Origin of the sequence: Haloarcula onubensis, assembly GCF_031624605.1 — an archaeon.
GTDB lineage: Archaea > Halobacteriota > Halobacteria > Halobacteriales > Haloarculaceae > Haloarcula > Haloarcula onubensis.
In genome coordinates this window covers 343,326-366,455 of sequence record NZ_JAMQOS010000004.1, presented here as the reverse complement: position 1 = coordinate 366,455, position 23,130 = coordinate 343,326, and the positions used below count along the sequence as shown (strand labels likewise).

The 23,130-nt window shown below is 70.1% G+C and carries 22 protein-coding genes; 12 read left to right on the top strand and 10 right to left on the bottom strand.

Annotated elements, in window-relative coordinates; all coding sequences use genetic code 11:
• Positions 1 to 4 precede the first annotated feature (4 nt).
• Positions 5 to 1,285, top strand: coding sequence for a cation:proton antiporter (locus NDI86_RS13980; RefSeq protein WP_310901054.1), 1,281 nt, complete (start codon positions 5 to 7; stop codon positions 1,283 to 1,285).
• 278 nt (positions 1,286 to 1,563) lie between these two features.
• Here the strand turns inward: NDI86_RS13980 and purF are convergent, their stop codons facing one another.
• The 6 genes from purF to NDI86_RS13950 form a co-directional block, all read right to left on the bottom strand.
• Positions 1,564 to 3,006 carry an amidophosphoribosyltransferase gene (gene purF, locus NDI86_RS13975; protein ID WP_310901053.1) on the bottom strand — a complete coding sequence of 481 codons (1,443 nt, stop codon included), beginning with the start codon at positions 3,004 to 3,006 and terminating at the stop codon, positions 1,564 to 1,566.
• Between the two features lie 9 nt (positions 3,007 to 3,015).
• Positions 3,016 to 3,189, bottom strand: a complete 174-nt coding sequence (locus NDI86_RS13970; protein ID WP_220587618.1) for a 50S ribosomal protein L37e — start codon at positions 3,187 to 3,189, stop codon at positions 3,016 to 3,018.
• Positions 3,186 to 3,368, bottom strand: coding sequence for an LSM domain-containing protein (locus tag NDI86_RS13965; RefSeq protein ID WP_262177988.1), 183 nt, complete (start codon positions 3,366 to 3,368; stop codon positions 3,186 to 3,188). The genes NDI86_RS13970 and NDI86_RS13965 overlap by 4 nt, the downstream gene beginning before the upstream one ends.
• 76 nt (positions 3,369 to 3,444) lie before the next feature.
• A complete protein-coding gene (locus tag NDI86_RS13960; protein ID WP_310901052.1) occupies positions 3,445 to 4,578 on the bottom strand; it encodes an AI-2E family transporter in 1,134 nt (377 codons plus the stop codon).
• A 187-nt stretch (positions 4,579 to 4,765) separates the two neighbouring features.
• On the bottom strand, positions 4,766 to 5,560 hold the full coding sequence (locus NDI86_RS13955) for an HpcH/HpaI aldolase family protein (protein ID WP_310901051.1): 795 nt from the start codon (positions 5,558 to 5,560) through the stop codon (positions 4,766 to 4,768).
• A gap of 109 nt (positions 5,561 to 5,669) precedes the next feature.
• On the bottom strand, positions 5,670 to 6,728 hold the full coding sequence (locus NDI86_RS13950; protein WP_310901050.1) for a zinc-binding metallopeptidase family protein: 1,059 nt from the start codon (positions 6,726 to 6,728) through the stop codon (positions 5,670 to 5,672).
• Between the two features lie 77 nt (positions 6,729 to 6,805).
• Here NDI86_RS13950 and NDI86_RS13945 point away from each other — a divergent pair, with 77 nt between their 5' ends.
• Together NDI86_RS13945 and NDI86_RS13940 are read left to right on the top strand one after the other, a co-directional pair.
• Positions 6,806 to 7,030 carry a hypothetical protein gene (locus NDI86_RS13945; protein WP_310901049.1) on the top strand — a complete coding sequence of 75 codons (225 nt, stop codon included), beginning with the start codon at positions 6,806 to 6,808 and terminating at the stop codon, positions 7,028 to 7,030.
• Between the two features lie 43 nt (positions 7,031 to 7,073).
• Positions 7,074 to 8,024 carry a zinc-dependent metalloprotease gene (locus tag NDI86_RS13940; protein WP_310901048.1) on the top strand — a complete coding sequence of 317 codons (951 nt, stop codon included), beginning with the start codon at positions 7,074 to 7,076 and terminating at the stop codon, positions 8,022 to 8,024.
• An 11-nt stretch (positions 8,025 to 8,035) separates the two neighbouring features.
• On the opposite strand, the gene NDI86_RS13935 is transcribed toward NDI86_RS13940, so the two are convergent.
• Positions 8,036 to 8,359 carry a hypothetical protein gene (locus NDI86_RS13935; RefSeq protein WP_310901047.1) on the bottom strand — a complete coding sequence of 108 codons (324 nt, stop codon included), beginning with the start codon at positions 8,357 to 8,359 and terminating at the stop codon, positions 8,036 to 8,038.
• Positions 8,360 to 8,372: 13 nt separating this feature from the next.
• Complete coding sequence (locus NDI86_RS13930) at positions 8,373 to 8,918, bottom strand: hypothetical protein (RefSeq protein WP_310901046.1); 546 nt, start codon at positions 8,916 to 8,918, stop codon at positions 8,373 to 8,375.
• A gap of 131 nt (positions 8,919 to 9,049) precedes the next feature.
• Between NDI86_RS13930 and NDI86_RS13925 the strand changes: the two genes are divergently transcribed.
• The 8 genes from NDI86_RS13925 to NDI86_RS13890 all read left to right on the top strand — a co-directional run bounded on the left by NDI86_RS13925 (position 9,050) and on the right by NDI86_RS13890 (position 19,938).
• Positions 9,050 to 11,380, top strand: coding sequence for a DUF4129 domain-containing protein (locus tag NDI86_RS13925; RefSeq protein ID WP_310901045.1), 2,331 nt, complete (start codon positions 9,050 to 9,052; stop codon positions 11,378 to 11,380).
• Positions 11,377 to 12,285: a DUF7269 family protein gene (locus tag NDI86_RS13920; protein ID WP_310901044.1), complete on the top strand. Its 909-nt coding sequence runs from the start codon at positions 11,377 to 11,379 to the stop codon at positions 12,283 to 12,285. Before NDI86_RS13925 ends, NDI86_RS13920 begins: the two co-directional genes overlap by 4 nt.
• Positions 12,285 to 13,589 carry a DUF58 domain-containing protein gene (locus tag NDI86_RS13915; RefSeq protein WP_310901043.1) on the top strand — a complete coding sequence of 435 codons (1,305 nt, stop codon included), beginning with the start codon at positions 12,285 to 12,287 and terminating at the stop codon, positions 13,587 to 13,589. The genes NDI86_RS13920 and NDI86_RS13915 overlap by 1 nt, the downstream gene beginning before the upstream one ends.
• Complete coding sequence (locus NDI86_RS13910; RefSeq protein WP_310901042.1) at positions 13,590 to 15,044, top strand: glycosyl transferase; 1,455 nt, start codon at positions 13,590 to 13,592, stop codon at positions 15,042 to 15,044.
• A 105-nt stretch (positions 15,045 to 15,149) separates the two neighbouring features.
• Positions 15,150 to 16,307, top strand: a complete 1,158-nt coding sequence (locus tag NDI86_RS13905; protein ID WP_310901041.1) for an AAA family ATPase — start codon at positions 15,150 to 15,152, stop codon at positions 16,305 to 16,307.
• 45 nt (positions 16,308 to 16,352) lie between these two features.
• A complete protein-coding gene (locus NDI86_RS13900) occupies positions 16,353 to 16,727 on the top strand; it encodes a DUF2237 family protein (RefSeq protein ID WP_310901040.1) in 375 nt (124 codons plus the stop codon).
• Positions 16,724 to 17,179 (top strand): DUF6653 family protein, encoded by a 456-nt coding sequence (locus NDI86_RS13895; protein ID WP_310901039.1) that lies wholly within the window; start codon positions 16,724 to 16,726, stop codon positions 17,177 to 17,179. Before NDI86_RS13900 ends, NDI86_RS13895 begins: the two co-directional genes overlap by 4 nt.
• 38 nt (positions 17,180 to 17,217) lie before the next feature.
• Positions 17,218 to 19,938: an AAA domain-containing protein gene (locus tag NDI86_RS13890; protein WP_310901038.1), complete on the top strand. Its 2,721-nt coding sequence runs from the start codon at positions 17,218 to 17,220 to the stop codon at positions 19,936 to 19,938.
• Between the two features lie 25 nt (positions 19,939 to 19,963).
• Here the strand turns inward: NDI86_RS13890 and NDI86_RS13885 are convergent, their stop codons facing one another.
• Together NDI86_RS13885 and NDI86_RS13880 are read right to left on the bottom strand one after the other, a co-directional pair.
• Entirely contained in the window at positions 19,964 to 21,532 is a 1,569-nt protein-coding gene (locus NDI86_RS13885; RefSeq protein ID WP_310901037.1) for a PH domain-containing protein, read from the bottom strand.
• Positions 21,529 to 21,990 (bottom strand): PH domain-containing protein, encoded by a 462-nt coding sequence (locus tag NDI86_RS13880; RefSeq protein ID WP_310901036.1) that lies wholly within the window; start codon positions 21,988 to 21,990, stop codon positions 21,529 to 21,531. The genes NDI86_RS13885 and NDI86_RS13880 overlap by 4 nt, the downstream gene beginning before the upstream one ends.
• Positions 21,991 to 22,141: 151 nt before the next feature.
• On the opposite strand from NDI86_RS13880, the gene NDI86_RS13875 reads away from it, so the two are divergent.
• Positions 22,142 to 23,122, top strand: coding sequence for a spondin domain-containing protein (locus NDI86_RS13875; protein WP_310901035.1), 981 nt, complete (start codon positions 22,142 to 22,144; stop codon positions 23,120 to 23,122).
• Positions 23,123 to 23,130 lie beyond the last annotated feature (8 nt).

Genomic DNA, 23,130 nt, shown 5'->3' with positions numbered 1-23,130 from the left:
GCCCATGGAGTTCACCGGCGTCGAAGCGGTCCTGCTTGACCTGGTCGTCCTGTTCGCGCTGGCCGGTACCATCGCTGCCTTCGCCGCCGCCTCCGCCCGCATCCCGTACACCATCGCGCTGGTCATCGTCGGGCTGGCGGTGTCGCTGCTGGGCCTCGAATTCCAGAGCGGGCTGACGACCGAGCTGTTGAGCGAACTCATCCTCATGGTGCTGGTCCCCGCGCTACTGTTTCAGGGTGCCTCGCGGGTCAACATCGACGAGTTCGCCGAGAACGTAGGACCGATACTCGGGCTCGCCGTCGTGGGTCTCCTCGCGTCCGTCGCGCTGCTGGGCGCCGTCGGCCACCTCGCGCTCGGATTCCCCCTCCTGTTGAGCCTCCTCTTTGCGACTATCGTCCTCCCGACCGACCCCGTAGCCGTCCTGCCGCTGTTCGAGGAACTCGGGGCGCCGGAGCGGCTCTCGATACTCGTCGACGGCGAGAGTATGCTCAACGACGGCGTCGGGGTCGTGCTGTACACCAGCTTCATCGACGTCGTCCTGCGCGAACAGGCCCTCGGGGAGCCCACGGGCTTTGGTCCCCAGCCGGTAGCGTTCCTCGCGACACTGGCGACGGACATCGCTGTCGCGATGGGTGGCGGGATACTCGTCGGCGCGGTCTCTGGCTACGTCGTCTACCGTGTCATCGCCGCGTTCGACGACGAACTGACGACCGTCATCCTCTCCTTTGTCCTCGCGTACGGCGCCTTCCTCATCGGCGAGACACTGGCCACGAGCGGCGTCGTCGCCGTGGTCAGCGCCGGGCTGTTCATCGCCGAGCGCCGCGAGGACAGCCCCCTCGGCGCCGATACCCGCCTGACCTTCCGCGTCACCTGGCAGTCCGCGGCGTTCATCGGGAACACCTTCCTGTTCCTGACTATCGGCCTGGTGACGCCGTTCGGCGTGCTCGTCGACGAGGCCGCGCCAATCGCCGTCGCCATCGTCCTGGTCTTTCTGGCCCGGGCCGTCGTCGTCTATCCGCTCACCGGCCTGCTCAACCGCGGGCCCATCGACCCGATTCCGCTGTCATACCAGCACGTCCTCGTCTGGGGCGGCATCCACGTCTCCATCCCGCTCGCGCTGGCGCTTGGCCTGCCCGCCGCGTTCCCCGACCGGCTAGCGGCGCAGTTCCAGGCGCTCACCTTCGGCATCGCGACCTTCACGCTCATCGTCCAGGGCCTCACGATGGCGCCGGTGCTCGACCGACTCGGGCTCACGACGAAGCGAGGCGGCAATGGGGGACCGTAAGCGGCGACGGGGGCCGGCTCGCCGTCGGTCGTGGCTCACGGGTACGCGCGGCCGTCCGGAACGACTCGCTCTCCGCAGGCGCTGCTCGTGGGTCGTTCCGCCCCGTTTGCACGTACTGGGGTTCCGAACGGAACGTACAACCCCGCGGCTCACGGCTCGCTACGCTCACCGTTCGCGGTGACGGAGACGTCTCACTCCGTTCGAAACCCACGCGGCTCACGGCTCGCTACGCTCACCGTTCGCAGTGACGGAGACGTCTCACTCCGTTCGACGTCTCCCTAGTCGTCGGCGGGCCGTGGCTGCCCACTGATGTGGGGCCGGTCGACGTCGCGGTCGGTCGCCTCGCCCTCGATGTCGTAGGGGTACTCCCCGGTGACACAGCCCAGACAGAGGTCCGCCTTGCTCGTCTCTAGCGTCTCGGCGATGGCGTCGATAGAGAGATACGACAGCGTGTCGGCCTCGATTTCGTCGCGAATCTCGTCGACGGACTGGTCGCCGGCGATGAGTTCGTCGCGGGAGGCCATGTCGATGCCCATGTAGCAGGGCGCGATGATGGGCGGCGCGCCGATTCGGACGTTCACTTCCTCCGCACCGGCGTCTTTCAGCAGTTGCACGAGCTGGTTCGAGGTCGTCCCGCGGACGATAGAGTCGTCGATGATGGTGACGGATTTCCCCTCGATGGTCGACTTGATGGGGTTGAGCTTCAGTCGCACCGCGCGTTCGCGCTCGTCCTGGGTCGGCATGATGAAGGTGCGGCCGACGTACCGGTTCTTCATCAGCCCCTCGGCGAACTCGATGTCGGAGCCGTCGTCCTGTGCTGCCTCGGCGTACCCGGAGGCGAAGGCGCGCCCGGAGTCCGGTACCGGAAGCACCACGTCGGACTCGACGCCCGACTCCTCCCAGAGCTTGCGGCCCAGTTCGCGCCGGACCTCGTAGACGAGGCTCTCGTCGATGGTGGAGTCCGGGCGCGCGAAGTAGACGTGTTCGAAGAAGCAGTGGGCCGTGTTCTCCTGTTCGATGAGCTGGTAGGTGTCGTAGCCGGTGCCGTCGTCGTGGAGGACGACGAGTTCGCCGGGGCGGACGTCCCGAATCAGCTCCCCGTCCAGCGTGTCGATGGCGGCGGACTCGGAGGTGAGGACGTAGCCGTCGTCGAGTTCGCCGATACAGAGCGGTCGGTTGCCCTGCGGGTCACGCACTCCGAGGACGGTCTCGTCGTGCATGATGGTCAACGAGTACGAGCCGTGGATGCGTTCCATCGTCCGCTTGACGGCACGCACGAGGTCCTCCTCCAGCAGGTTACGGGCGAGGTCGTGGGCGATGACCTCGGTGTCGCCGTCGGAGGTGAACGCGTGGCCAAGCTCGGCCAGTTCGTCCCCGATTTCGTCCGCGTTGACGAGGTTCCCGTTGTGCGAGAGGCCCAGCGAGCCGGACTTGAACGACACCGAGAACGGCTGGGCACAGCAGGCGTTGACGCTGCCAGCGGTCGGATACCGGACGTGACCGATGCCGTTCGAGCCGTTCAGCGACTGGAGGTCGCCGGGGTCGAAGGCGTCGCCGACGAGGCCCATCTCGACGTGGCTGTGTTGCTGGAAGCCGTCGTGGGTGACGATGCCGGCGGACTCCTGGCCGCGGTGCTGGAGCGCGTACAGAGAGTAGTAGAGGGGTCGGGCGGCGTCACGGTCTTCGAGAGCGATGCCAACAACGCCGCACTTCTCGTGCATGGTGATGAGTTATTCGCCGGCTTTCGACTGCCACTCGTAGTCGCGTCGTTTCGCCGATTTACCGAAGCCACACGACGAACAGACCTTCTTTTTCGTATGATACGATTTGTTCCCACACCGTCGACATTTCGTGTGTGTCGTGGTGTTTTTCTTGCCCTGGCTCGGGGTTCCTGCACCAGTCATGGGTTGATAGATACGACGTTATCGCCGCGTATAATCGTTGTGTCTTCGTCTTCAATTACGAGGTTCATGTGCTGGTCGTAGCCTGTCAGCTCGCCCTCGAATATCTCGCCACCCTTCAACTGTACGGTGACGGCCTCGCCGAGCGACGCTTCGAGCACGTCCAGCGGTCGTCCACTCATGTTCGGTTGGCATCGTGACTGGCGCTTAAACGTACCGCTTGGCGGGCGGAATTGGTCAACTGCTGGACATCCGCGGCTACGCCGGGTCGCTGTCGACGGCGTCGTCGGCGTCGCTCGACTCCCCGCCGTCGTCCCGGCGGTCGACCGAGACCGGCATCGCGTCGACGCCGTCGCCGTCGATGAGCACGGGCAGGACGAGCCGGGCGAAGTGGTAGATGACCACGAGCAAGAGCGGCCCCAGGAAGAGTCCGTACCAGCCAAAGAGGAGCGGACCGATGATGTACGCTATCATCACCAGCCCGACGTGGAGGTTTCGCCCGGAGACGTAGGGCCGCAAGACGAGGTCCGGGATGAAATCCACGAAGACGACGGTGGCGACCACGAAGACCGCCGGGAACCACAGCGGGTCGCCGCGCAGGACGGCCCGTGCGAACAGGCCGATAGCCAGCGGGACGTAGACGAGTTTCATCCCGACGACCGGAATCAGGCTCGCCGCGCCGGCCAGTACGGCCACCAGCGCGGGGTAGGGTATCCCCTCGGCGGGCGCGAACGCGTTCAGCACCGAGTAGACGATTGCAGCGACGACGGCGATGGCGATGGCGTTGAGGATGTTGCCGAAGAAGACGCTCCCGAGGTCCTCGTCTACCTCCCGCAGATACACGGAGAGGAACGCCTGCTGGTCGTCGAACGTCTCCCGAATCCAGCGACCGAGTCGGTCGCCGTCACGCAGCAGGTAGAACGCCACGGCGAGCGCCAGGAAGACGTTGATGAGTGCGGTACCGACCAGCGGGACGTATCCCAGCGCGCCCTCGGCGACGAGCTGGCCGGCGTTGACGACGTCCGGGTTCTGGAGCAGCATCGCCGGGTCCTGGACGACCTCGGAGACGTTGACGTACGGCTCGACCTGGTCGGTCAGCGGACCCAGGTCGACGGTCCGCTGTAGCCGCGCCAGTTCCTGGGCCGCGATGGCGAGGGTGTAGGCCATCAACAGGACGACGGGGACGGCGAGGACGAGCAGCGCCGTCGCCGCCGCGATTGACGGTCTGAACTGCGGCCTGAACCGCCGGTAGGCCGGGCGCGCCACGTAGTACAGGAAGAGGCCGAGCACGAAGGTACCGATGTACGTGAGCACGACCCAGGCGGTGATGGCGCCCAGGAGCAGGGCGACGGCCCACCACGCGACACGGCTCCGGGAGTCGGGCCACTCCATGTTACGAGCGGTGGCGCCGACGTGACTGACTCCGTCGCCCGGTCGACACACAGCCTTCGGTGAGCATACCGGGACTACTGGCTGCAGTCGATTGGTTATACGTCGCCTATCGGCCGGGGGGCGGGGTACGGAAGTCCTACCCGAGGGTGCCACTGGCCCGTCGGGACGGCGGCGCCGCGCTCACGGGCTACGAACGGTCACCCTCGAACGCGTCCAGCCACTCGGTGACCATCTGCTGGAGCGCGCCGGTCGTGCTGCCGAGATGGAGCAGCTGGTAGCCGCTGGCCGCCTTCTCGTTTACGTCGTCCATCCCGAAGCCGAGCCCGCCGACGGGGACGCCGGCGTCGACGGCGCTCGAACGGACCCGTTCGACGGCGTCCCTGACGTCCGGGTGGTCGAGTTCACCCGGGTGGCCCAGCGACACGGACAGGTCGAAGGGACCGATGAAGACGAACCCGAGGTCGGGGACGGCCAGAATCTCGTCGATGGCCGCGACGGCCGCTGCGGTCTCTATGGTCGTCCCCACGACCGTCTGCTCGTCCTCCCGCTCGACGTAGTCCTCAGCGAGTCCCCACCGACTCGCCCGCGGGGCGGCGAGGCCGCGGTCCCCCGGGCCGCCGTCGTATCGGAACCGCGCCGAGCGGACCGCTCGCCGGACCTCCTCGGCGGACTCCACGCGGGGGAGGAACACGTTTCTGACGCCTATATCCAGCGCTTTCCGGACCAGCGTCGGGTCGGTGTCCGGCAGTCTGACCAGCGGGTCGATGCCCGTGCGTTCGCCCGCGAGGAGGAGGGTTTCGAGGCGCCCCGCGTGCCACGGGTCCGGCCCGCCGTGTTCGAGGTCGAGCCAGACGAAGTCGAGCCCGAGTTCGCCACAGAACTCCATCACCGTCGGGCTGTACGTGGAATCGAGCAGCCCCAGGGCCACCTCGTCGTCCCGCAGCGTCGCCGGGAGGTCGTTGGTCTGCCGTGCGTGTGCCATACGAAACTGTCGGATGGTCAACCGATAAGTGTGGTGGGCGGGCAGGTCGCGGGTCGCACTCGACGGGGCGACCGAAGCGACGGCCGACTGCCAGCGAGCGCCTGCCGTCTCAGACGTCGACCGAGAAGGGGGCGTACTCGTCGGCGCGGACGGCAAAGCCCGCGAGCAGGTCGGCCAGGCCCACCAGGTCGCCCTCGTCGATGACCTCGACCGGCGTGTGCATGTACCGGTTCGGGAGGCCGACGTTCACCGACGGGATGCCTCCACGGGACGTGTAGAACGCGTCGGCGTCGGTCCCGGTCCGGATGCCCGTCGCCTGCAACTGCACGTCGACGTCGGCGTCCTCGCCCGTTTCCCGCAGCGCCTCGACGACGACCGGATGGTTGGTACTGCCCCGGGAGACGACCGGTCCCCCGCCGAGTTCGACGCCGGTCGAGCGCTTGCCGGGCGAATCCGGTGAGTCCGTCGCGTGGGTCACGTCCGCGGCGATGGCCACGTCGGGGTCGAGGCCGAAGCCGACCATCTTCGCCCCCTGGAGGCCGACCTCCTCCTGAACCGTCGAGACGGCGTGGACCGTCGCCTCGACGCCCTGTTCGGCCGCCCGACGTAGCCCCTCGGCGGCCGCCCAGACGCCGATGCGGTTGTCCATCCCGCGGGCCGAGAGCCGGCCGTTCTCGAGTTCGGTGACGGTCTGCTGGAACGTGATGGGGTCGCCGCGGTCGACCAGGTCGGCGAGTTCGTCGCCGTCCGTGGCGCCCACGTCGACGTGCTGTTCGGCCACGTCCGGCACGTCGTCATCGCCGTTCTCCCGCAGGTGGATGGCCGTCTGGCCGACCACGCCGTCGACGGGGCCGTCGGCGGTGTGAACCGTGACGTGTTGGCCCCGCGAGACCGTCTTGTCGGAGCCGCCGATACGACCCAGGCGGACGAACCCGTCGTCGGTCAGGTCCCGCACGATAAAGCCGATTTCGTCGCCGTGACCGGCCAGCGCGACCTCGGTGTCGCCGCCCGAGAGCGTCGCGACGGCGTTGCCGTAGTCGTCGGTGCGGACCTCGTCCGCGAACTCGCTCACGTAGTCGACCCACACCCGCTGGCTGTCGGCCTCGTAGCCAGACGGGCCGGGCGTCGAGAGCAACTCCTCCAGGAACTGTCGTCGTCGGTCGTCCATACCCCGCTTTTGCCGTCACCGGTCATGAATATCCGGGGTGGCGCAACCACTAAGAGTCAGGAGGGTGAAGATTCAGTATGGTAGACATCACGCTTTTCGAACTGCACCTGGACGGCTCGAAGTTCACTGCCAACGCCCCCGGCGTCGGGGAGAGCGACGAGGAAGAGACGGACGAAGATGACGGTGGCGGCGCGCCACTTGGTCTGTTTGCCGCCGTGGCGCTGGTCGTCCTCGCGGTCACAGCGGTGGCTGTCAAGAAGAAGGGCGGGAGCGACCAGGACGGCGGCATCGACGAGGTGTGACCGTCAGGAGAAGGCCTATCACGTCCCGTGCCGTGTCTCTCATATGGGATTATATCACAGTGTGCGCGCCGTCGCCGGTGCGACAGGTGACGGCCCGATAGACTGGGGCGCGGTCGCCGATGCCGCCAAAGGGTCGACAGACCCCGGTGACCTGACACTCTCGGCGGCGGAGGAGGCGGGCTACACCACGGACGTCCGGGACGCCCGCGACCGGGTCCGCGAGGTCAGCGAACTCGACTTCGACCTCCCCAACACCGTCGAGATTCAGAACCGCCACCACTGGATCGACGCCAACGTCGCCACCTTCGAGCGCGTGATGGCCCCCATCGAACAGCAGGCCGAATACATCCCGGGCGTCGCCCGCGTGGTCAACACCGGGTCGATGGCCTTTGCCCTCTCCTTCCTGGGGAACAACGTGCTCGGTCAGTACGACCCGCTCTTGCTCGCGGACAACGACGACCACGCGCTGTACTTCGTCCGGCCGAACATCCAGCGCGTCGCCGACCAACTCGGCGTCGAGGGCGACCGCTTCCGGCGCTGGATTGCGTTCCACGAGGTGACCCACGCCGCGGAGTTCGGCGCCGCGCCGTGGCTCTCCGAGCACATGGAGGAGACGATGGAGGAGACCATCGAGAAGCTCTCCAGCGGCGAACTCGACCGCTCCTCGCTGGGCCAACTCGACACCACGATGACCGCCGTCGAGGGGTACGCCGAACTGCTCATGGACCGCGCCTTCGACGACGAGTACGACGACCTCCGGCGGAAGGTCGACGAGCGCCGGAAGGGTCGGGGGCCCATCGCCTCGCTCGTCCGTCGATTCCTCGGCCTCGGGATGAAGCGCCAGCAGTACGAGCGCGGCAAGGCGTTCTTCGACGAGGTGGCCGACGCCCGCGGCGTCGCGGCGGCGGGACGTGTCTGGGACTCGCCCGAGACCCTCCCCACCGACGACGAGATAGAGACGCCGCGGCGCTGGATGCAGCGCGTCCTCGACTGACGCCGGAACCGTTATCGCGGGCCGTTGCGGTCGCTCGCCTCTGTCTCGCCGCCGTCGGAGCGCTCGCGCCGCTCTCGCATCCGGGTCCCGGGTTTCGGGCCGCGCTCGCGGTCGTCCTCGTAGGGCGTCTCGGCGATGCTGTCTGGGAACGTGAAGTGTGCGAGGACGCCGCCCACGAGCGTCGCGGCGACGCCGACGCCCAGAGCGACCAGCGGGCCGCTCGCGCCCCACAGCGCCACCAGCGCCATCGAACCGCCCACGAGCAAGGCGAAGCCGACTTTCAACTGGACGAGGAACTTCTCGCGGTCGTCCTTCGTTATCGAGGGGCCGACCATCAGCGGGCACCCATCAGTAGAACCCCCGTTCGACGTCCTCGTCGATGACGTCCTCGAACTCCGCCTCCAGCAGTTCCTCGGCCTCCTCGAAGGTGTCGGTCAGGTCGTCCATCCGGTCGGGGCGGTCGTACTGGTCGTACTCCATCGGGCCGTAGGCGGGCGAGTCCATCGCGTCGAGCATGTCTTCGATGAGCGCCCGCGGCGTCGTCGGCGCGTCGGCGTGCGTTTCGAGGACGGTTTCGAGGTTCTTTGCCTTCTCCTTGGCGTCGTCCTCGTCTTCGGGACCGCGCTGGACGCCGAAGACCCCGGTCCCCTGTTCGGGGAAGAGCGGGTCGATGTCGTCGTCTATCTTCCGGGCGACCTGCGAGCCGACCCCTTGGACGGACATCGGGTTCTTGGCGTAGGTCTTCAGCTGGTACACCCCCGCGGCGGGGTGGCCGATATACATGTCCTCGCCGATACCCCGCGCGCGGTCGCCGCCGACGGCCCGCCACCCGGCGGGGTCGGCGCTGCTGTCCATCACGTCTTCGATGATGTCCTGCCAGTCGCGAACGCGCATGTGACACGGTTGGGCCCCAGCCAGAATGAAGCCATCGGTCTGGCCGATGGCGGGGATTGATTACCGTTCCGTATCCACCTGAATATAGGTAGCGACCGACGCGAGCGGTGCGGAAACCAGGGAGACAAATCGTGACTCCATCCAGCGGGGACGGCGATGGCGGCGTCGACAGCCGCCAGCTTCTCCTGGTGAGTGTCTGTCTGGTCGGGCTCGTGACGGCGGCGTTTCTCGCGCCGGTCACGAACGAGAACGAGCCCATCGGCATCGACGGGAGTGCCGTCCCGGCGGACCTCGTCGCCGACTTCGTGGAGTTCCTGCTCGGGCGAGCCCCCGACTCAGTCGACGCGGCCGACGGCGGGGACGACGGCTCGGGCAATCCGGGGCCGGTCCCAGACTGGCTCGTCGACCTGCTAGACGGGCTCCCGCTGCTGGAGTTCGGCGACACCGACGCTCCCGAGCGCGACGACGGTCCCGACGGCCCCGAGAGCGACGACGGCGGTGGCGGCGGTATCCCCGACTGGCTGCGGGACATCGCCGACGACCTGCCGGGCATCGACTTCGGCGACGACGAGGGCCGGGCGGGCGGCGAGCCGACCCCGTGTCAGGTGTACGTCGGCGGGAATCCGAGGCCAGGCACCGAGACCACCGTCCTGGTGACGGTCGAGGGCGACCCGACCAGCGGCGTGCGAGTCTGGTTCAACGACGAGTACGTCGGTCGGACGAACGACCGGGGCGCTGTCAGCGGCGAGGTACCCTACGTCGAGGAACTCGAGGTCACGGTCGAGTCCCCGACCGACCGGCCCTGTGCCTTCTCCCGGGAACCCTCGCTCGGCGACCCACAGCCACGGCCTGCCGACGCCGGGCAACCCGCGGCGGTGGTCGGACGGAGCGTCGGCGCGGCAATCGGCGCCGGTGTCGCCGGTGCGGGGATGTCCTCGACGGGCGGGGCGGTACGGCTCGGCGGCGACCGCACCGCCGCCTTCGTGTCGCTCCCCGACCGCTCGAACCAGCAGGCCACGCCGGGTGGCGCGAACAACTCCAGTCGGTACAGGGTCGCCGGCGACACCAGCCTGCGTATCGAGGGGGAGCCGTACCCGAACGCGGACGTCACGCTCGTCGCGACAGTCCGGGGCGTGCCGATGCGGGACGCCACCGTCACCGTCGACGGCGAGGCGGTCGGCGAGACCGACAGAGCGGGGCGCTATCGACTCTCCCTGCCCGACCGGGACGGCATCACGGTGGCGGTGACCCGAGGCGAGATACGCGGCCAGCGGCGGATAGACATCTGGGAAGTCGATCTGGCGTTCGCGCGGAAGCTGGTGGTGCCGGGCGAGACGACCACGCTGAACGTCACGCGCGACGGGGCCCCGGTCGCGAACGCGACGGTGACGCTGGCCGGGCAACGACTGGGGACGACGGGGCCGGACGGTAGCGTGACGCTCGACCTGCCGATGCGGGCCGACGGGACGGTCAGGGCCGTCACCGACGCCGGTGACGCGACCGTGCCGCTGTGGCGGGCCTACTGGCTCACCGGCGGTCTCTCGCTCCTGTTGCTCGGGCTCTCGGCGTCGACGACGTGGCTGACGGCGCGTCGCCGTGACCGCGCGACGGCGCGGCGGGTCGCGCTCTGGTGGACCCGCGCCGCGGCGCTGTTCGTCGGCGTCGCGGTCTGGGAGCTTCGCGGGCTGGTCGGTGTCGGGGCTGTCGTCTTGCTCGTCGGCCTCGTCCGCTATCGGCGGGCCGTCGCCGCGGGCGGCGCGACGGCGGCCGAACAGTCGGCCTCGGCCCTCGACTGGTGTCGGCGGCTGGTACTGCGGGCCGTCTCCGGCCTGGAAGCGACCGTCGACTGGCTCCGCTACCAGACCGGGCGGCTCGCGGCGTGGCTCCGCTCGCTCCCGCTGTCGGTGTCGGGGCTGCTGGGCCGACTGCGGGCACGGCTCCGGTCGCTCACTGCGGCGGCTCTGGCCCGGTTTCGTGGACTCTCCCGGCGCCAGGTCGGGGCGGCGGCGCTCGCGTTCGGCCTCCTCCTCGCGGCCACCGCCGCGCTGGGCGCCCGCGGGTTCGTCCTCGCGGCGCTGGCGCTCCTCCTCGTGGCCGTCGGGTGGTGGCTCCGGCGGCGCCGGTCGGGGCCCGACACGACCGGCGGGTCGGCGGGGACCGGCGCCGGGAGTGAGACGAGTGTCGCGAGCGCGACCGGCGACGACGAGACACCCACGCTCCGACGGCTCTGGCGGCGACTGGCCCAGCGGGTCACGCCCGCGGACTGGCGGACGCGAACGCCCGCTGAAGTGTCCCGTCGAGCGGTCGAGAAGGGATTCCCCCGCGGACCGGTCGAGACGCTGACCGACGCCTTCCGGGACGTGGAGTACGGCGGCCAGTCCGAGGAGAGCCGACGGGAGCAGGCCAGGGCCGCGTTCGACAAACTCGACCGCGAGACCGACGGGGAGGAGACGGAGCGATGACGCGACGCTTGCTTCGTCTCCTCGTGGTCGGCACCGGGCTGGTGCTCCTTGTCGGCGCTGTGTTCGCCGGGCTCTCGACGGCGGCGGTGGGCGGCGACGGAGCGCCGGTTTGGCTGGCCGTCCCGCTCGCTATCGTGGTCGTCGTGCTGTCGCTGGGGAAGCTGCTTCGCTCTCCGGCGGCTGACGGCGTCTCGGCCGCGCCGTGGACGGCGGGCGGCACGATAGTCACCGACCCTCCCGAGTCGACCCCCGACAGCGACCCGATTTCGGGCACCGAGCTATCGAGCGTCATCCAGCAGGCGGCGACAGACGCCAGGAGCGCGGAGACCGTCGAGGCCGGTCTGGCGACCGTCAGGCCGCCGTTGCGGGGGGCGCTCGTGGCGGCGCTCCGACAGGGCGGCTGGAGCCAGGCCCGCATCGACGCGGCGCTCGCCTCGGGGTCGTGGACCGACGACCCGGTGGCGGCGGCCGTCCTCGACGAGACGGTCAGGCCGCCCGACCGCTCCCTGCGACACCGGCTCTGGGCGTGGCTCTTTCCCGAGAAGGCCGTCCGCCGCCGGACGGCGCGGGCCATCGGCGCCGTCGCCGGCACGGCCGAGGCGGTGTTGCCGCCGGTCGTCGGCCAGAACGCCCCCCGCCCGGTACCGGTGCTGGAACCGCGCCTCGAAGAGCTACAGCGAGCCAGCGACGGGAGCCTGCGCCGGGCCGTCGAGGGAGCGGCGGCCGTCGGGGCGCACGAGTACGACCGTAGCGGTCCCGAACCCGAGTCGACGGCGGCGGGCGAGCGTGACACCGCGGTCGCTGGTGAGGATACCGGCGTGGGAATCGCGACCGGGGACGATGGTGACGGCAATCGCGACTCGCCGACGGCGGCCGACTGGCCCGGCGAGGGGGGCGCGGACTGATGGCTCGACGGGTCCGGTGGCGCGGCGCGGTCGTCGCGTCGGCGATACTGGCGGGCTACGGCGCCGTCGAGGGCAACGCCACCCTCCTACTGGCCGCGACCCTCCCGCTCGCGTATCTGGCCGTCGGCGCCGTCTCGACGGCGTCGGTACCCGACTCTCTCACCACCGAGCGCCGTATCGAGCCCCGCGTCGCGCCGCCGGGCCGGCCGGTGGCGGTCACGGTGACGGTGACGAACGACGGCGACACCACCGTCTCGGACCTGCGGGCCGTCGACCCCGTCCCCGACAGACTGGCCGTGATGGACGGGACCCCGCGTGGCGGCGAGACGCTCGCCCCGGGCGAGACGCTGACACTCACCTACTCGGTCATCGCCCGCCGGGGCGAGTTCGACTTCCCGCCGGTTCGGCTGCGGGTCCGCGGCGCCGGCGCGGGGACAGTCTCGACCGCCGACCGCCAGCCGACGGGCGACCGGACGCTCGTCTGCCGGCTGGACGCCGACGCGCCGCCGCTGTCCGATATCGGCGACACGCGGGTGGGCCGGCTCACCACGGACACGCCCGGCGAGGGGCTCACCTTCCACTCGACGCGGGAGTACCGCCACGGCGACCCCGCGGGCCGCATCGACTGGCGCGGCTACGCCAAGCAGGGAGAGCTCTCGACGGTCAACTACGACCGGCAGGTGTCGGCCACCGTCGTGTCCGTCCTCGACGCCCGCCCCGCCTCGCGGGTCGCCGCTGGACCGGGCCGACCGACGGCGGTCGAACTCGGCGCCTACGCGGCGACCCGGACGCTCAACACGCTGCTGGCGGCGGGCCACGAGGTGGCCGTGGCCGTGGTCGGCGTCGACGGCGACGGACCGGGTGGGCTGGTCTGGCTCCCGCCCGGCAGCGGGAGCGGCCAGCGGGCGAAGGCCATCTCGGTCCTGTCTGACGGCATCGACGCGGCGGCGGGCGACCGGAGCCCGACCGGACAGGCGCGCCGGCTCGGCGAACTGGCCGGCCGGCAGTCCCAGTTCGTCCTCGTCTCGCCGCTGCTGGACGAGGCCCCGCTGGAGATGCTGGAACAGTGGTCCGGGTTCGGCCAGACCCGGACGGTGCTGTCGCCGGATATCGTGGCGGAAAACACCGTCAGCGGCCAGTTCGAACAGGTCAGGAGACGGACGCGCCTGGCCCGCGCACAGGCGGGCGGCGCTCGGGCCATCGACTGGCGCCGCGGGACGCCGCTGCCGACGATTCTCGACGCGGTGTTCGCCGTCGAAGCGCACCGCGCCGGCGCGGGCGTCCGAGCCGGAGGTGGACACTGAATGCCGCTGGGCACGCGGCTGGACAGGCCCTCGGCCGTCGGCGACGAGGGGCGGGCACGCGAGACCAGCCTGACGGTCGTCGCGGTGGTCGTCGTCGCGCTGTTGACCGTCACCGGGTTTCTGGTGGGCCAGCCGCTGCGATTTCTCTCGTACGCGCTGCTGGTCGGCGTCGCTACCACCGGCCTGGCGCTCCTCCAGCGCGACCGGTTCGGGGCGGTCCTGCTCGGCCACCTGCTCTTCCTCCCGGCCGGGGTCGCTCTGGCGGGACTGGTCGCGTTCAGCGGCGTCGCGACGCTCCTCGTGCCGGGCTTTCTGTTTCTGGTCGCGGGCGCGCTGGCCGCCATGTTCGGCGTGACGAGCGGCTGGAACGACGCGTTCGACCGGGCGACGGTGCGGACGGCGCTGGTCGGGAGCGGACTCTCCTACGGCGTCTGGCTCGTCGGGTTGGTCGTCGTCGGCATCCTCGTCGCAATCGGGTCCGTCGGTCGGGCCGTGGTCGTCGGCCTCACCGCCGGCACCGGGCCGGTCGCGGCCTTGCTGGGGCTGCTCGCGCTCGCCGGCGTCGCCAGTGCGTGTCTCTACCTCGCCGTCCGCGCGGTGCCGGCCATCCAGCTCACCCCCGTCCACCGACGGCCGGCCGCGCGAGCGCGATACACGCACATCCGCCGGGCGCTCGGCTACACGGCCGTGGGGGCGTTCGGCCTGCTTTCGGTCTCCGTCGTGGGGCTGTTGCTGGGGGCGCTCGGAGTGGTTCTGGCCGTGGCGCCCCTCTCCGCTCTGCTCGTCCTGGCTGCGAGAGTGTTCGCCGTGCCGCTGGCCTTCCTAACGGTGTTCTCGGTGCTGGTTGCCGTGGCCGCCTGGGCGCTCCGGCGGCTGGCGACCGGGTTCGAGGGGCTCTCGACCCGGACCGTCGCCGCCGCCGTCGCCGGCGGCTGTTATCTCGTCGTCTTCCTCCTGCTCATCGGGGTGGCGATGCTCCGGCTCGGCGTGTTTGCGGTCCCGCTCCTCGTCGTGGCCCCCGTCGCCCTGCTCGTGCCGCTGGCGCTGTACGCGCTGTTGCTGGTCACCCTGGTGGCGCTGTACGCGGGCGTCGTCCCGAACCGGGCGGGCTCGTCGGCGCTGACCGCGGCGGGGCTGGTGTCGATGGGCCTGGGCGGCGCGCTCTACGGGTTCCCGTCGCTGTACGTCTTCGCCGCGGTCACCGGCGGGCTCGTCGCCTGGGACGTGGGCACCTTCGGACTCGGCGTCACGGCCGAACTCGGGCACATTCCGAGGACACGGCGGCTCGAGCTGTACCACGGGCTCGTCGCCGTCGGTATCGGCCTGCTCGCCGTCGCCGGACTGACGGTGGTCGACCTCTCGCGCCGCTCAGTGGGGGTGGCAGTCGGCACGCCCGTCGCGACGGCTATCGCCGTCCTGGGCGTGTTGCTTGTCGCGGTGGCGCTGCGTGGGTGAGGTTCAGTACGCGCCGAGCGAGGGGAAATTTCCGGCCTCACGCGTCCAGGGGCCGATACAGAACGATGCCGGGGATTCTTGGCGGGCGGCGCCGAGAGGTGGGGTATGAGCGAGCAACCCCTCACGCCCGACGCGGCCGCCGACCGCTGTCGGGACATCGTCGGCCGCGTCGAGGAGGCCGTCGTCGTCGAGCGGCGCGTCCTCTACGAGGCGCTCGCGGGCATCATCGCGCGGGGCCACGTCCTCGTCGAGGACGTCCCGGGCACCGGCAAGACCGTACTGGCCCGCGTCCTCGCGGAGTCGCTCGGGCTGACGTTCACGCGCATCCAGTTCACGCCCGACCTCCTGCCCGCGGACGTGACCGGGTCGAACATCTACAACGAACACGAGGGGCGCTTCGAGTTCGCCGAGGGACCCGTCTTCACCAACGTCGCGCTCGCCGACGAGATAAACCGCGCGCCGCCCAAGACGCAGGCCGCACTCCTGGAGTCGATGGAGGAGCGCCAGGTCAGCGTCGACGGCACCACCCACGACCTGCCCGAACCGTTCGTCGTCATCGCCACCCAGAACCCGGTCGAGCAGGAGGGCACCTTCCGCCTGCCCGAAGCTCAGCGGGACCGCTTCAGCGTCAAGACCGCGATGGGGTATCCCGAGGTCGACGGCGAGATGGAACTGCTCGAGATGCGCGACAACCGACGCACGCTCGCCCCGAGCGTCGACCCCGTGGTCACGCCCGAGACGGTGCTCGAACTGCAGGACCTGGCCGAAGAGGTCCGCGTCGACGAGACGGTCCGGCGTTACATCGTCGACCTCGCACGGGCGACGAGGGAGGACGACCGCACCGAAATCGGCGTCTCGCCCCGCGGCGTCCAGCGGGTGTTCGAGGCGGCCCGGGCCAGCGCCGTCATCGACGGCCGCGAGTACGCGACGCCAGAAGACGTAAAGCGGATGGCCCGAGCGACGATGAGCCACCGGCTCATCCTGACGACGGAGGCGACGGTGGAGAGCGTCGACCCCGACGACGTCGTCCGGTCCGCTCTGGACGGCGTGGACGTGCCCGGCGTCTCGCCGGACGCGCCGTCGGTCCCGGACGACGCCGCGTCGGCCAGAGAGGGCGGGAGCGACACGATAGCTCCGGAGTCGAGCGGCGGAGACGCCCTCGGCGACCGACCGAGCGGCGAGGGCGATGCGAGCACGCCGGGCGTCGGCCGACCCAGTGCCGACGGGGACTCGGCCTCGCCAGCCGACCGGCACGACGAGTAGCCGCCCAGCCAAACGGTTTTGCGTCGCCGCCCGACATGGCAGGGTATGGAGAGCGAAGCCAACGTCCTCGGCGGGGAACTCGCCGGCTGCTCGATGGACCCGACGACGGGCTTCATGCGCGACGGCTACTGCTACCCGCTCCAGCGGGACCCCGGCCGCCACGAAATCTGTGCGGTGATGACCGACGACTTTCTGCAGTACAGCAAAGCACAGGGCAACGACCTCGTCACCCCTCGGCCCGACCTGTCGTTCCCCGGACTGGAACCCGGCGACCACTGGTGTGTCTGTGTGCCACGCTGGATAGAGGCCCACGAGGCGGGGGCCGCCCCGCCGGTCGTCCTCGACGCCACGAGCGAGGCCGTCCTCGAAGACGTGTCCCTGGAGACGCTCCGGGCGTACGCCCACGACGGTGACACGTGAACGAACGCGGCGACGGGACGGTCCCACAGCGGCTCTTCTGGGAGCGCCACGCCAGCCCGCGAAGCGTCTGGCTCCTGGTCGCCACCTACCCGGTCGTGGTGCTCGCAGTGTACCGACGGAGCCGGGGCCTGGCGGCTGCCGTGGTCGTGTCGGTACTCCTGAGCCTACGTGTCTCGCCGCCGGCGACCGACGATGCGTGGGCGACCCGCGTCGTCCGCGGTGAGCAGGTCTGGCTGGACCGGGGGCTCGGCTCCGAACCGTGGACGCTCGCCCTGCTGGCCCTGGGCGCGCTCGTCCAGTTCGCCACGTTTCGGGCCGCGAGTCGACGGCGGGGGCGCCGAACCGCCGTCGGGACGGCGGCCTCGGTGGGGCTGATGGGCCTGTTCTTCGACCGGATGGCCCGGCTGTACGAGGGCCACGCGAGCGGTGACGGTGGCGCGGGGCGTGACTGACCGACAGCGTTTTTCCCGCCCCGGCCGTTGCCTGCGCCGTGCAATTGCGCGGTGTCGTCGTCGACGTCGAGGCGCCAAAGACCGTCAACACGCAGTACGGCGAGAGTGAACTCTGTGAGGTGACTGTCCGGCCCGACCGCGGCGCCGGCGAGCCGACGACCGTGACGCTGTGGGGGAAGTGGACCGAGACGGCCGACTACCTCGACCCCGGGATGGAACTGGCCGTCTACGACCCCGACGAGCGCGAGTACCAGGGCGAGACGCAGTACTCGGTCGGCGGCGACTCGACCGTCGTCGTCGAGCCCGACTTCCTGGTGGACGTGACCGACGTTCGGGCGTGGGTGCAGTGCCCGCGGATGTACTACCTCCGGAAGCTCGACGGCGCGGAACTCGCCTATCCGCTCGTGAAGGGGACCGTCGTCCACGAGGTGTTCGGGGACCTCTTGCGTGGGCGAGACGTGGAGACGGCCATCGACGAGCAGGTCGAACAGGCCGGGCTGGACATCGGCCTCCTGGGCCGGACCGCCGACGAAGTGGCCGGCGACGTCCGCGACCACGCGAAGGCTATCGAAGGGTGGCTGAACCAGGGGACGCTCACCGAGTCTGACCAGTGGCGCTCAGAGATGACGCTCATCTCCGAGCGCTACGGGATGAAAGGGCGGGCCGACGCCGTCCGCCGAGGGATGCCCGTCGAACTCAAGACGGGGAAGAACACCAAGCGCGAGCCCCGCTTCCAGGACAAGATTCAGGCGACAGCGTACGCGTTGATGCTCGGCGAGCGGGAAGCGAACTCGCTTTCGGCCGGCGCGGTGATGGCCGGCGACGGCGGCGCCACGCAGACCCCTATCGACGCGGCGCCCGACACCGGGACGCTCCTCTATACGAAGAACGCCGCCGTCGAGCGCACCGAGGAGAGCGGCGACCTCTCGCCGGCCAAGGAGTTCTCAATCGGCTCGGGACTGCTGAAGTACGTCGTCCGGACCCGCAACGCCATCGCGGCGATGGAACACGACACCGGCGTGCCGACGGGATACGAGGCCAACGCGAAGTGCGAGTACTGCTTCGAGCAGGACACCTGCATGGCCGTCTCCGGCCGACTGGACCAGGAGTCCAAGGCCGGACAGGTCGGCGTCGCCATCCCCGACGAGGAACGCGAGTACTTCGAGCGGTTCTACCGCGCCATCGAGGCCGAGCGCCGCGCGGTCCACCGCGAGTACGCCAAGCTCTGGGAGCAGACCCCCGAGGAGCGGGCCGATGACGACCGCGCGCTGGTGAACTTAGAGCCGATAGGCCGGACCGAACTCGACGACGGCCAGTGGGAACTCCGCGCCGAGGGAACCGGTGCCGTCTCGAAGATTCGCGAGGGTGACTACGTGATGGCGAGCGACGGTGACCCCGTCACCGGCGACGCCGAACTGGGTCGGGTCCGGCGCTTGAGCGAGGGTGAAATCGTCGTCACGACCGACGAACCGCTGGACCTCCGACGGCTCGACGTCTACCCCTCGGAGATAACGACCGACCGACTCCAGAACGCGCTCCACGACGCTCTGCTCACGCAACCGCCAGAGCGCAAGGACGTGCTCTTTGGCCGACGGGAACCGGCGTTCACCGAGGTGTCGGAGACGTTCATCGACAACAACGAGTCACAGAACGAGGCCTGCCGACTGGCCGTCGGCGCCGAGGACTTCGCGCTCGTCCACGGCCCCCCCGGAACCGGGAAGACCTACACGCTCGCCCGGATGGTGCGGGCGCTGGTAGCACGGGGCGACCGAGTGTTGCTCTCCGCGTTCACGAACCGGGCCGTCGACAACGCCATCGAAGCCCTCGAAGACCAGGGCTACACCGACATCGTCCGCGTCGGCACGGAGAGCGGCGTCCGCGAGGACATGCAGAAATACCGACTCGAACAGTCCGGCGACCCCGATGCGTGTGCGGGGACGCTGGGGACGGCACAGGTCGTCGCCGCGACGACCGCGACCTGTGGCGGGACCGCGATGCAGAGCCAGTCGTTCGACGTCGCCGTCGTCGACGAGGCCGGGCAGTTGACCGAGCCGGGGACGCTCGCGGCGACGACGCTGTCCGACCGGTTCGTCCTCGTCGGGGACCACCAGCAGCTCCCGCCGGTCGTCCAGTCCGACGACGAGACCCTGACGCGGTCGCTGTTCGAGCGGCTCATCGACGCCCATCCCGACGCCGGCGTCATGCTCGACCGGCAGTACCGGATGGCCCAGCGCATCCAGGCCTTCGCCTCGCGGGAGTTCTACGACGGCCAGTTGCGCCCGGCGACCGGCGCGGTGGCCGCCCAGCGCATCGACGACCTCGGCGGCGTCTCGATGGGGGAACTGCCCGAACATCTGCGAGACGGCGTGAGCTTCGTCGACCCGGACGGCTCTCAGACCGGCAACACCAACCCCGCCGAGGCCGACGCGGTCGCGGAGGTGGTCGGTGCCTACCGCGAGGCCGGCGTCCCGGCCGACGACATCGGCGTCATCGCGCCGTTCCGGGCGCAGGTCGCCGAACTGAACCGCCGCTTGCCCGACGTAGCCGTCGACACCGTCGACCGCTTCCAGGGGTCGAGCAAGGAGGTTATCGTGGTCTCGTTCGTCGCCACCGGCGCGCTGGAGGGCCCCATCTTCGAGGACTACCGGCGCATCAACGTCGCGCTGACGCGGGCCAAGAAGGCGCTCGTCCTGGTCGGCGACGCCGACGCGCTCGGGACCGACCCCGTCTACGGACGGATGGTCGAGTGGGCGCGGTAGCAGGGTCGCTTCGGCGGCGCGCCCCTCACGCGTCGCGGTCGCGCTTTCTCGCCAGCAGGTCGGTGTACAGCCGCTCGCGGAGCGTGTCCCGGAGCTGTGCGGCCCGGTCGTCGTCCACGTCGTAGGCCCTGGCGTCCCCGCCGAGGAGACTGCTCGTCGAGGCGGTGTCGGCCGTCACCGTCGCGAGGTCGCGTCGTCGCTGGAACGGCGACCGACCGACGAACACAGTCTGGACCCGGTAGTACGGGACGACGCGCGTGGTCTGTCGCCAGAACCCCGTCCGCGTCGCGAACACGTCCTCGTCGAGGGCAACGCCACGGTGTCGCCACCGGAGGTGCGCAGCGGGCGGGACGAGGACGAACAGCCCGAGGAGGAGCCACCAGTAGCCAGTGCCGAGCAGGACGGTATCGACGGCGTAGCCGACGGCGGTCACGGCCCCCGCGACGATGGCAAAGCGGGCACCGTACCGGCGACGGGCGCGCGTCGGCGCCCGCTCGAACTCCAGGTCGCCGAACGGTTCGATGTCTCGCGCCAGGTCGTACACCACCGACCGCGGGGCCATCGGGATAGCGACGCCCTGTCCGGTGTCACCGTTGGCGCCGCTGTAGCCCGCGGTCTCGACGGCGAGGGTGGCGAAGCCGAACCGGCGCATGGCGACGTTCTCGCGCACGGAGACGGTCTGGACCTTCGACAGCGGGATGGTACCGCTGTACCGGCGCAGCAAGCCCCGCTCGTATCGCAGGTCGTCGCCCTCTCGGACGAGTCGGAAGTCGTAGTACTCGACGACCGTCAGGACGACGCTCAGGAGCAGGGCGGCCACCAGGAACTGCAGGGCCGTGAGCAGGACGAGCGCGACCAGCCGCGGCGGCCCGAACGCTTCGAGGACTGTCAGCGACACCGTCCGCGGGCCGCCGACCAGACCCAGATTGAACCGGACGACCGTCAGCAGGGCGTCGATACCCAGGGGGAGGCCGATTAGCAGCAACACCGGCGCGGCGGGTCGCACCGAGACGACGGCGTAGGTCAGCAGGTCGCGGGTCGTGAAAGTAAACAGCTCCTCGGTGTCAGGCCGGGCGGCCGGTTCGGCGGCTGGACTGGTCGACGGTTCGGTCCCGTCCTCGGCCGTCACGGTGTCGGGCTCCGCTGACTCCTCGGGGGTCTCGCCGTAGCGCTGGACGACCCCCCGAAGTCGCTCGGCCTCGGCCTCGTCGACGGCGTCGAGGGTCGCCTCCGTGGTCGCGCCGCCGGCTGTCTCGAACTCCACGACGGCGAGCCCGAGCAGCCGGTTCAGGACGCCCTGTGTGACGTCGACGTTCTGGATTCGCCCCAGCGGAATCTCGCGTGACTGCCTGGCGATGACGCCCGATTCGACCCGCAGCGTGTCGCCGTCGATTGCGTAGGTGAACCGGTAGTACCGCGCCAGCGCGAAGCCACCGATTGCGAGCGCCAGCGCCAGGATGAGGAGCGGGACGGCCGCGGCCGGGAGGCCGAGAACCCCGGCAAGCGTGGAGCCGGCGATGACGCCGAAGACGGTGCCCTGCAGGACGGCGCGACCGACGCTCACCGCGCCGCTGAGGGGGTGGAGCCGTCTCATACCGCGTCCGTGGCCTCGCTCTCGCCGGCGAGGTCACGCAGGCGCTCGCGCAGTTCGGTCGCCCGCTCGGGACGGAGCCCCGGTATCGTGATGTCCGCGCCGCGGGAGCCGGCGGTGTAGACCACGACACTTGCGAGTCCGGCGGTCCGCTCTACGGGCCCCCGTGTCGTGTCGACGTGCTGGACTCTGACGTACGGGACGGAGGTGTCGGTTCGCGTCACCACGCCCCGGACGAGAAAGAGCGCGTCGTCCTGCAGGTCGAACCGCCAGATGCGGTGGGCCAGGACGGCGTGGCCCGCACCGAGAGCGACGAGCGCGACCCAGCCGGCGACGGCGACCGGGAGCGGCAAGGAGAGGAACAGCCGGTCCACGACGGCGACGAGGGCGAGAAGGACCAGGCCGGAGAAGGCGGTCCGACCGGCCCAGAGCAACCTGACTCGCGGGTGCAGCGACTCCATACCGGTCCGTGGGCCGAGAGTCGGATTAATCGCACGGACCGCGGTTGCGCGTCGGGGACACAACCCGGAGAGAATCCGGGGGAATTTGGAAGAGAGTCAGCCCGAATGTTGAAAAATCCCTATTCAACATCTCTTCGTCGGCCCAACCGCAATGTCAGACAGTTCGACTCGACGGACGTTCCTCGCCGCGACGGGCACCGCGGCCGCACTCGCGCTCGCCGGCTGTAGCGGGGACAGCGGGGGCACAACGCCGTCCGTCGCCGAAGACACGACCGAAGCGGGAACGATGGGCGAACAGACGACCGAGACCGATTCGACGGGCGGCGGTATGGACGCGAGGACCGTCACCGTCCGCATCGAGAACGTCGCACCGGCAGAGTTCTACGAGAGCGATAGCCACACCGGCGGCGCAATCTGGATCACGCCGGGGGCCTACGCGGTCCACTCTGGGGGCAACCCCATCTACACCGAAGGGGAGTCGGCTTCTATCGGGCTGGAGGCGCTGGCCGAGGCCGGACCGCCGACCGGCTTCGAGGGCGAACCGGGACTCGTCGACGAGTTGGCCGAGACGAGCGGTAACGGCATGGGAGATGACATGGACAGCAGTGTCGCCCACTCGGGCGCCTACACCCCGGATAACACGGTTGTCGACCCGAACGACCCGATGGGCGAGGTGCCCGGCGCGCCGCCCATCGCGCCCGGCGGCGCGTTCGAGTTCGACGTGCAGGTCCGGCCCGGCCAGAACCTCTCCTTCGCGAGCATGTTCGTCCCCTCCAACGACCTGTTCTTCGCGCCGGGTCCCGACGGCATCACGCTCTGGCCCCAGGACGGCGAACCGGTCGAAGGCGACGTGACCGACGGCGTCGACCTCTGGGACGCCGGGACGGAACCCAACGGCCAGCCCGGCCAGGGGCCGGACCAGGCGCCCGCACAGGACAGCCCGACGCAGGGCGACGACGAGGGCGGCGTCGTTCGCCGGCTGAGCGAGGTGAACGACGGCTACAGCTACCCCGACGCGAGCGACGCCATCCGCGTGACGGTGACCCCGCACGACTCGATGAGCGGCGGCTCGATGGAGGACGGCGATTCCATGGGCACCGAGACGACGAGCGATGGCGACTCGATGAACTGAGTCGGTCA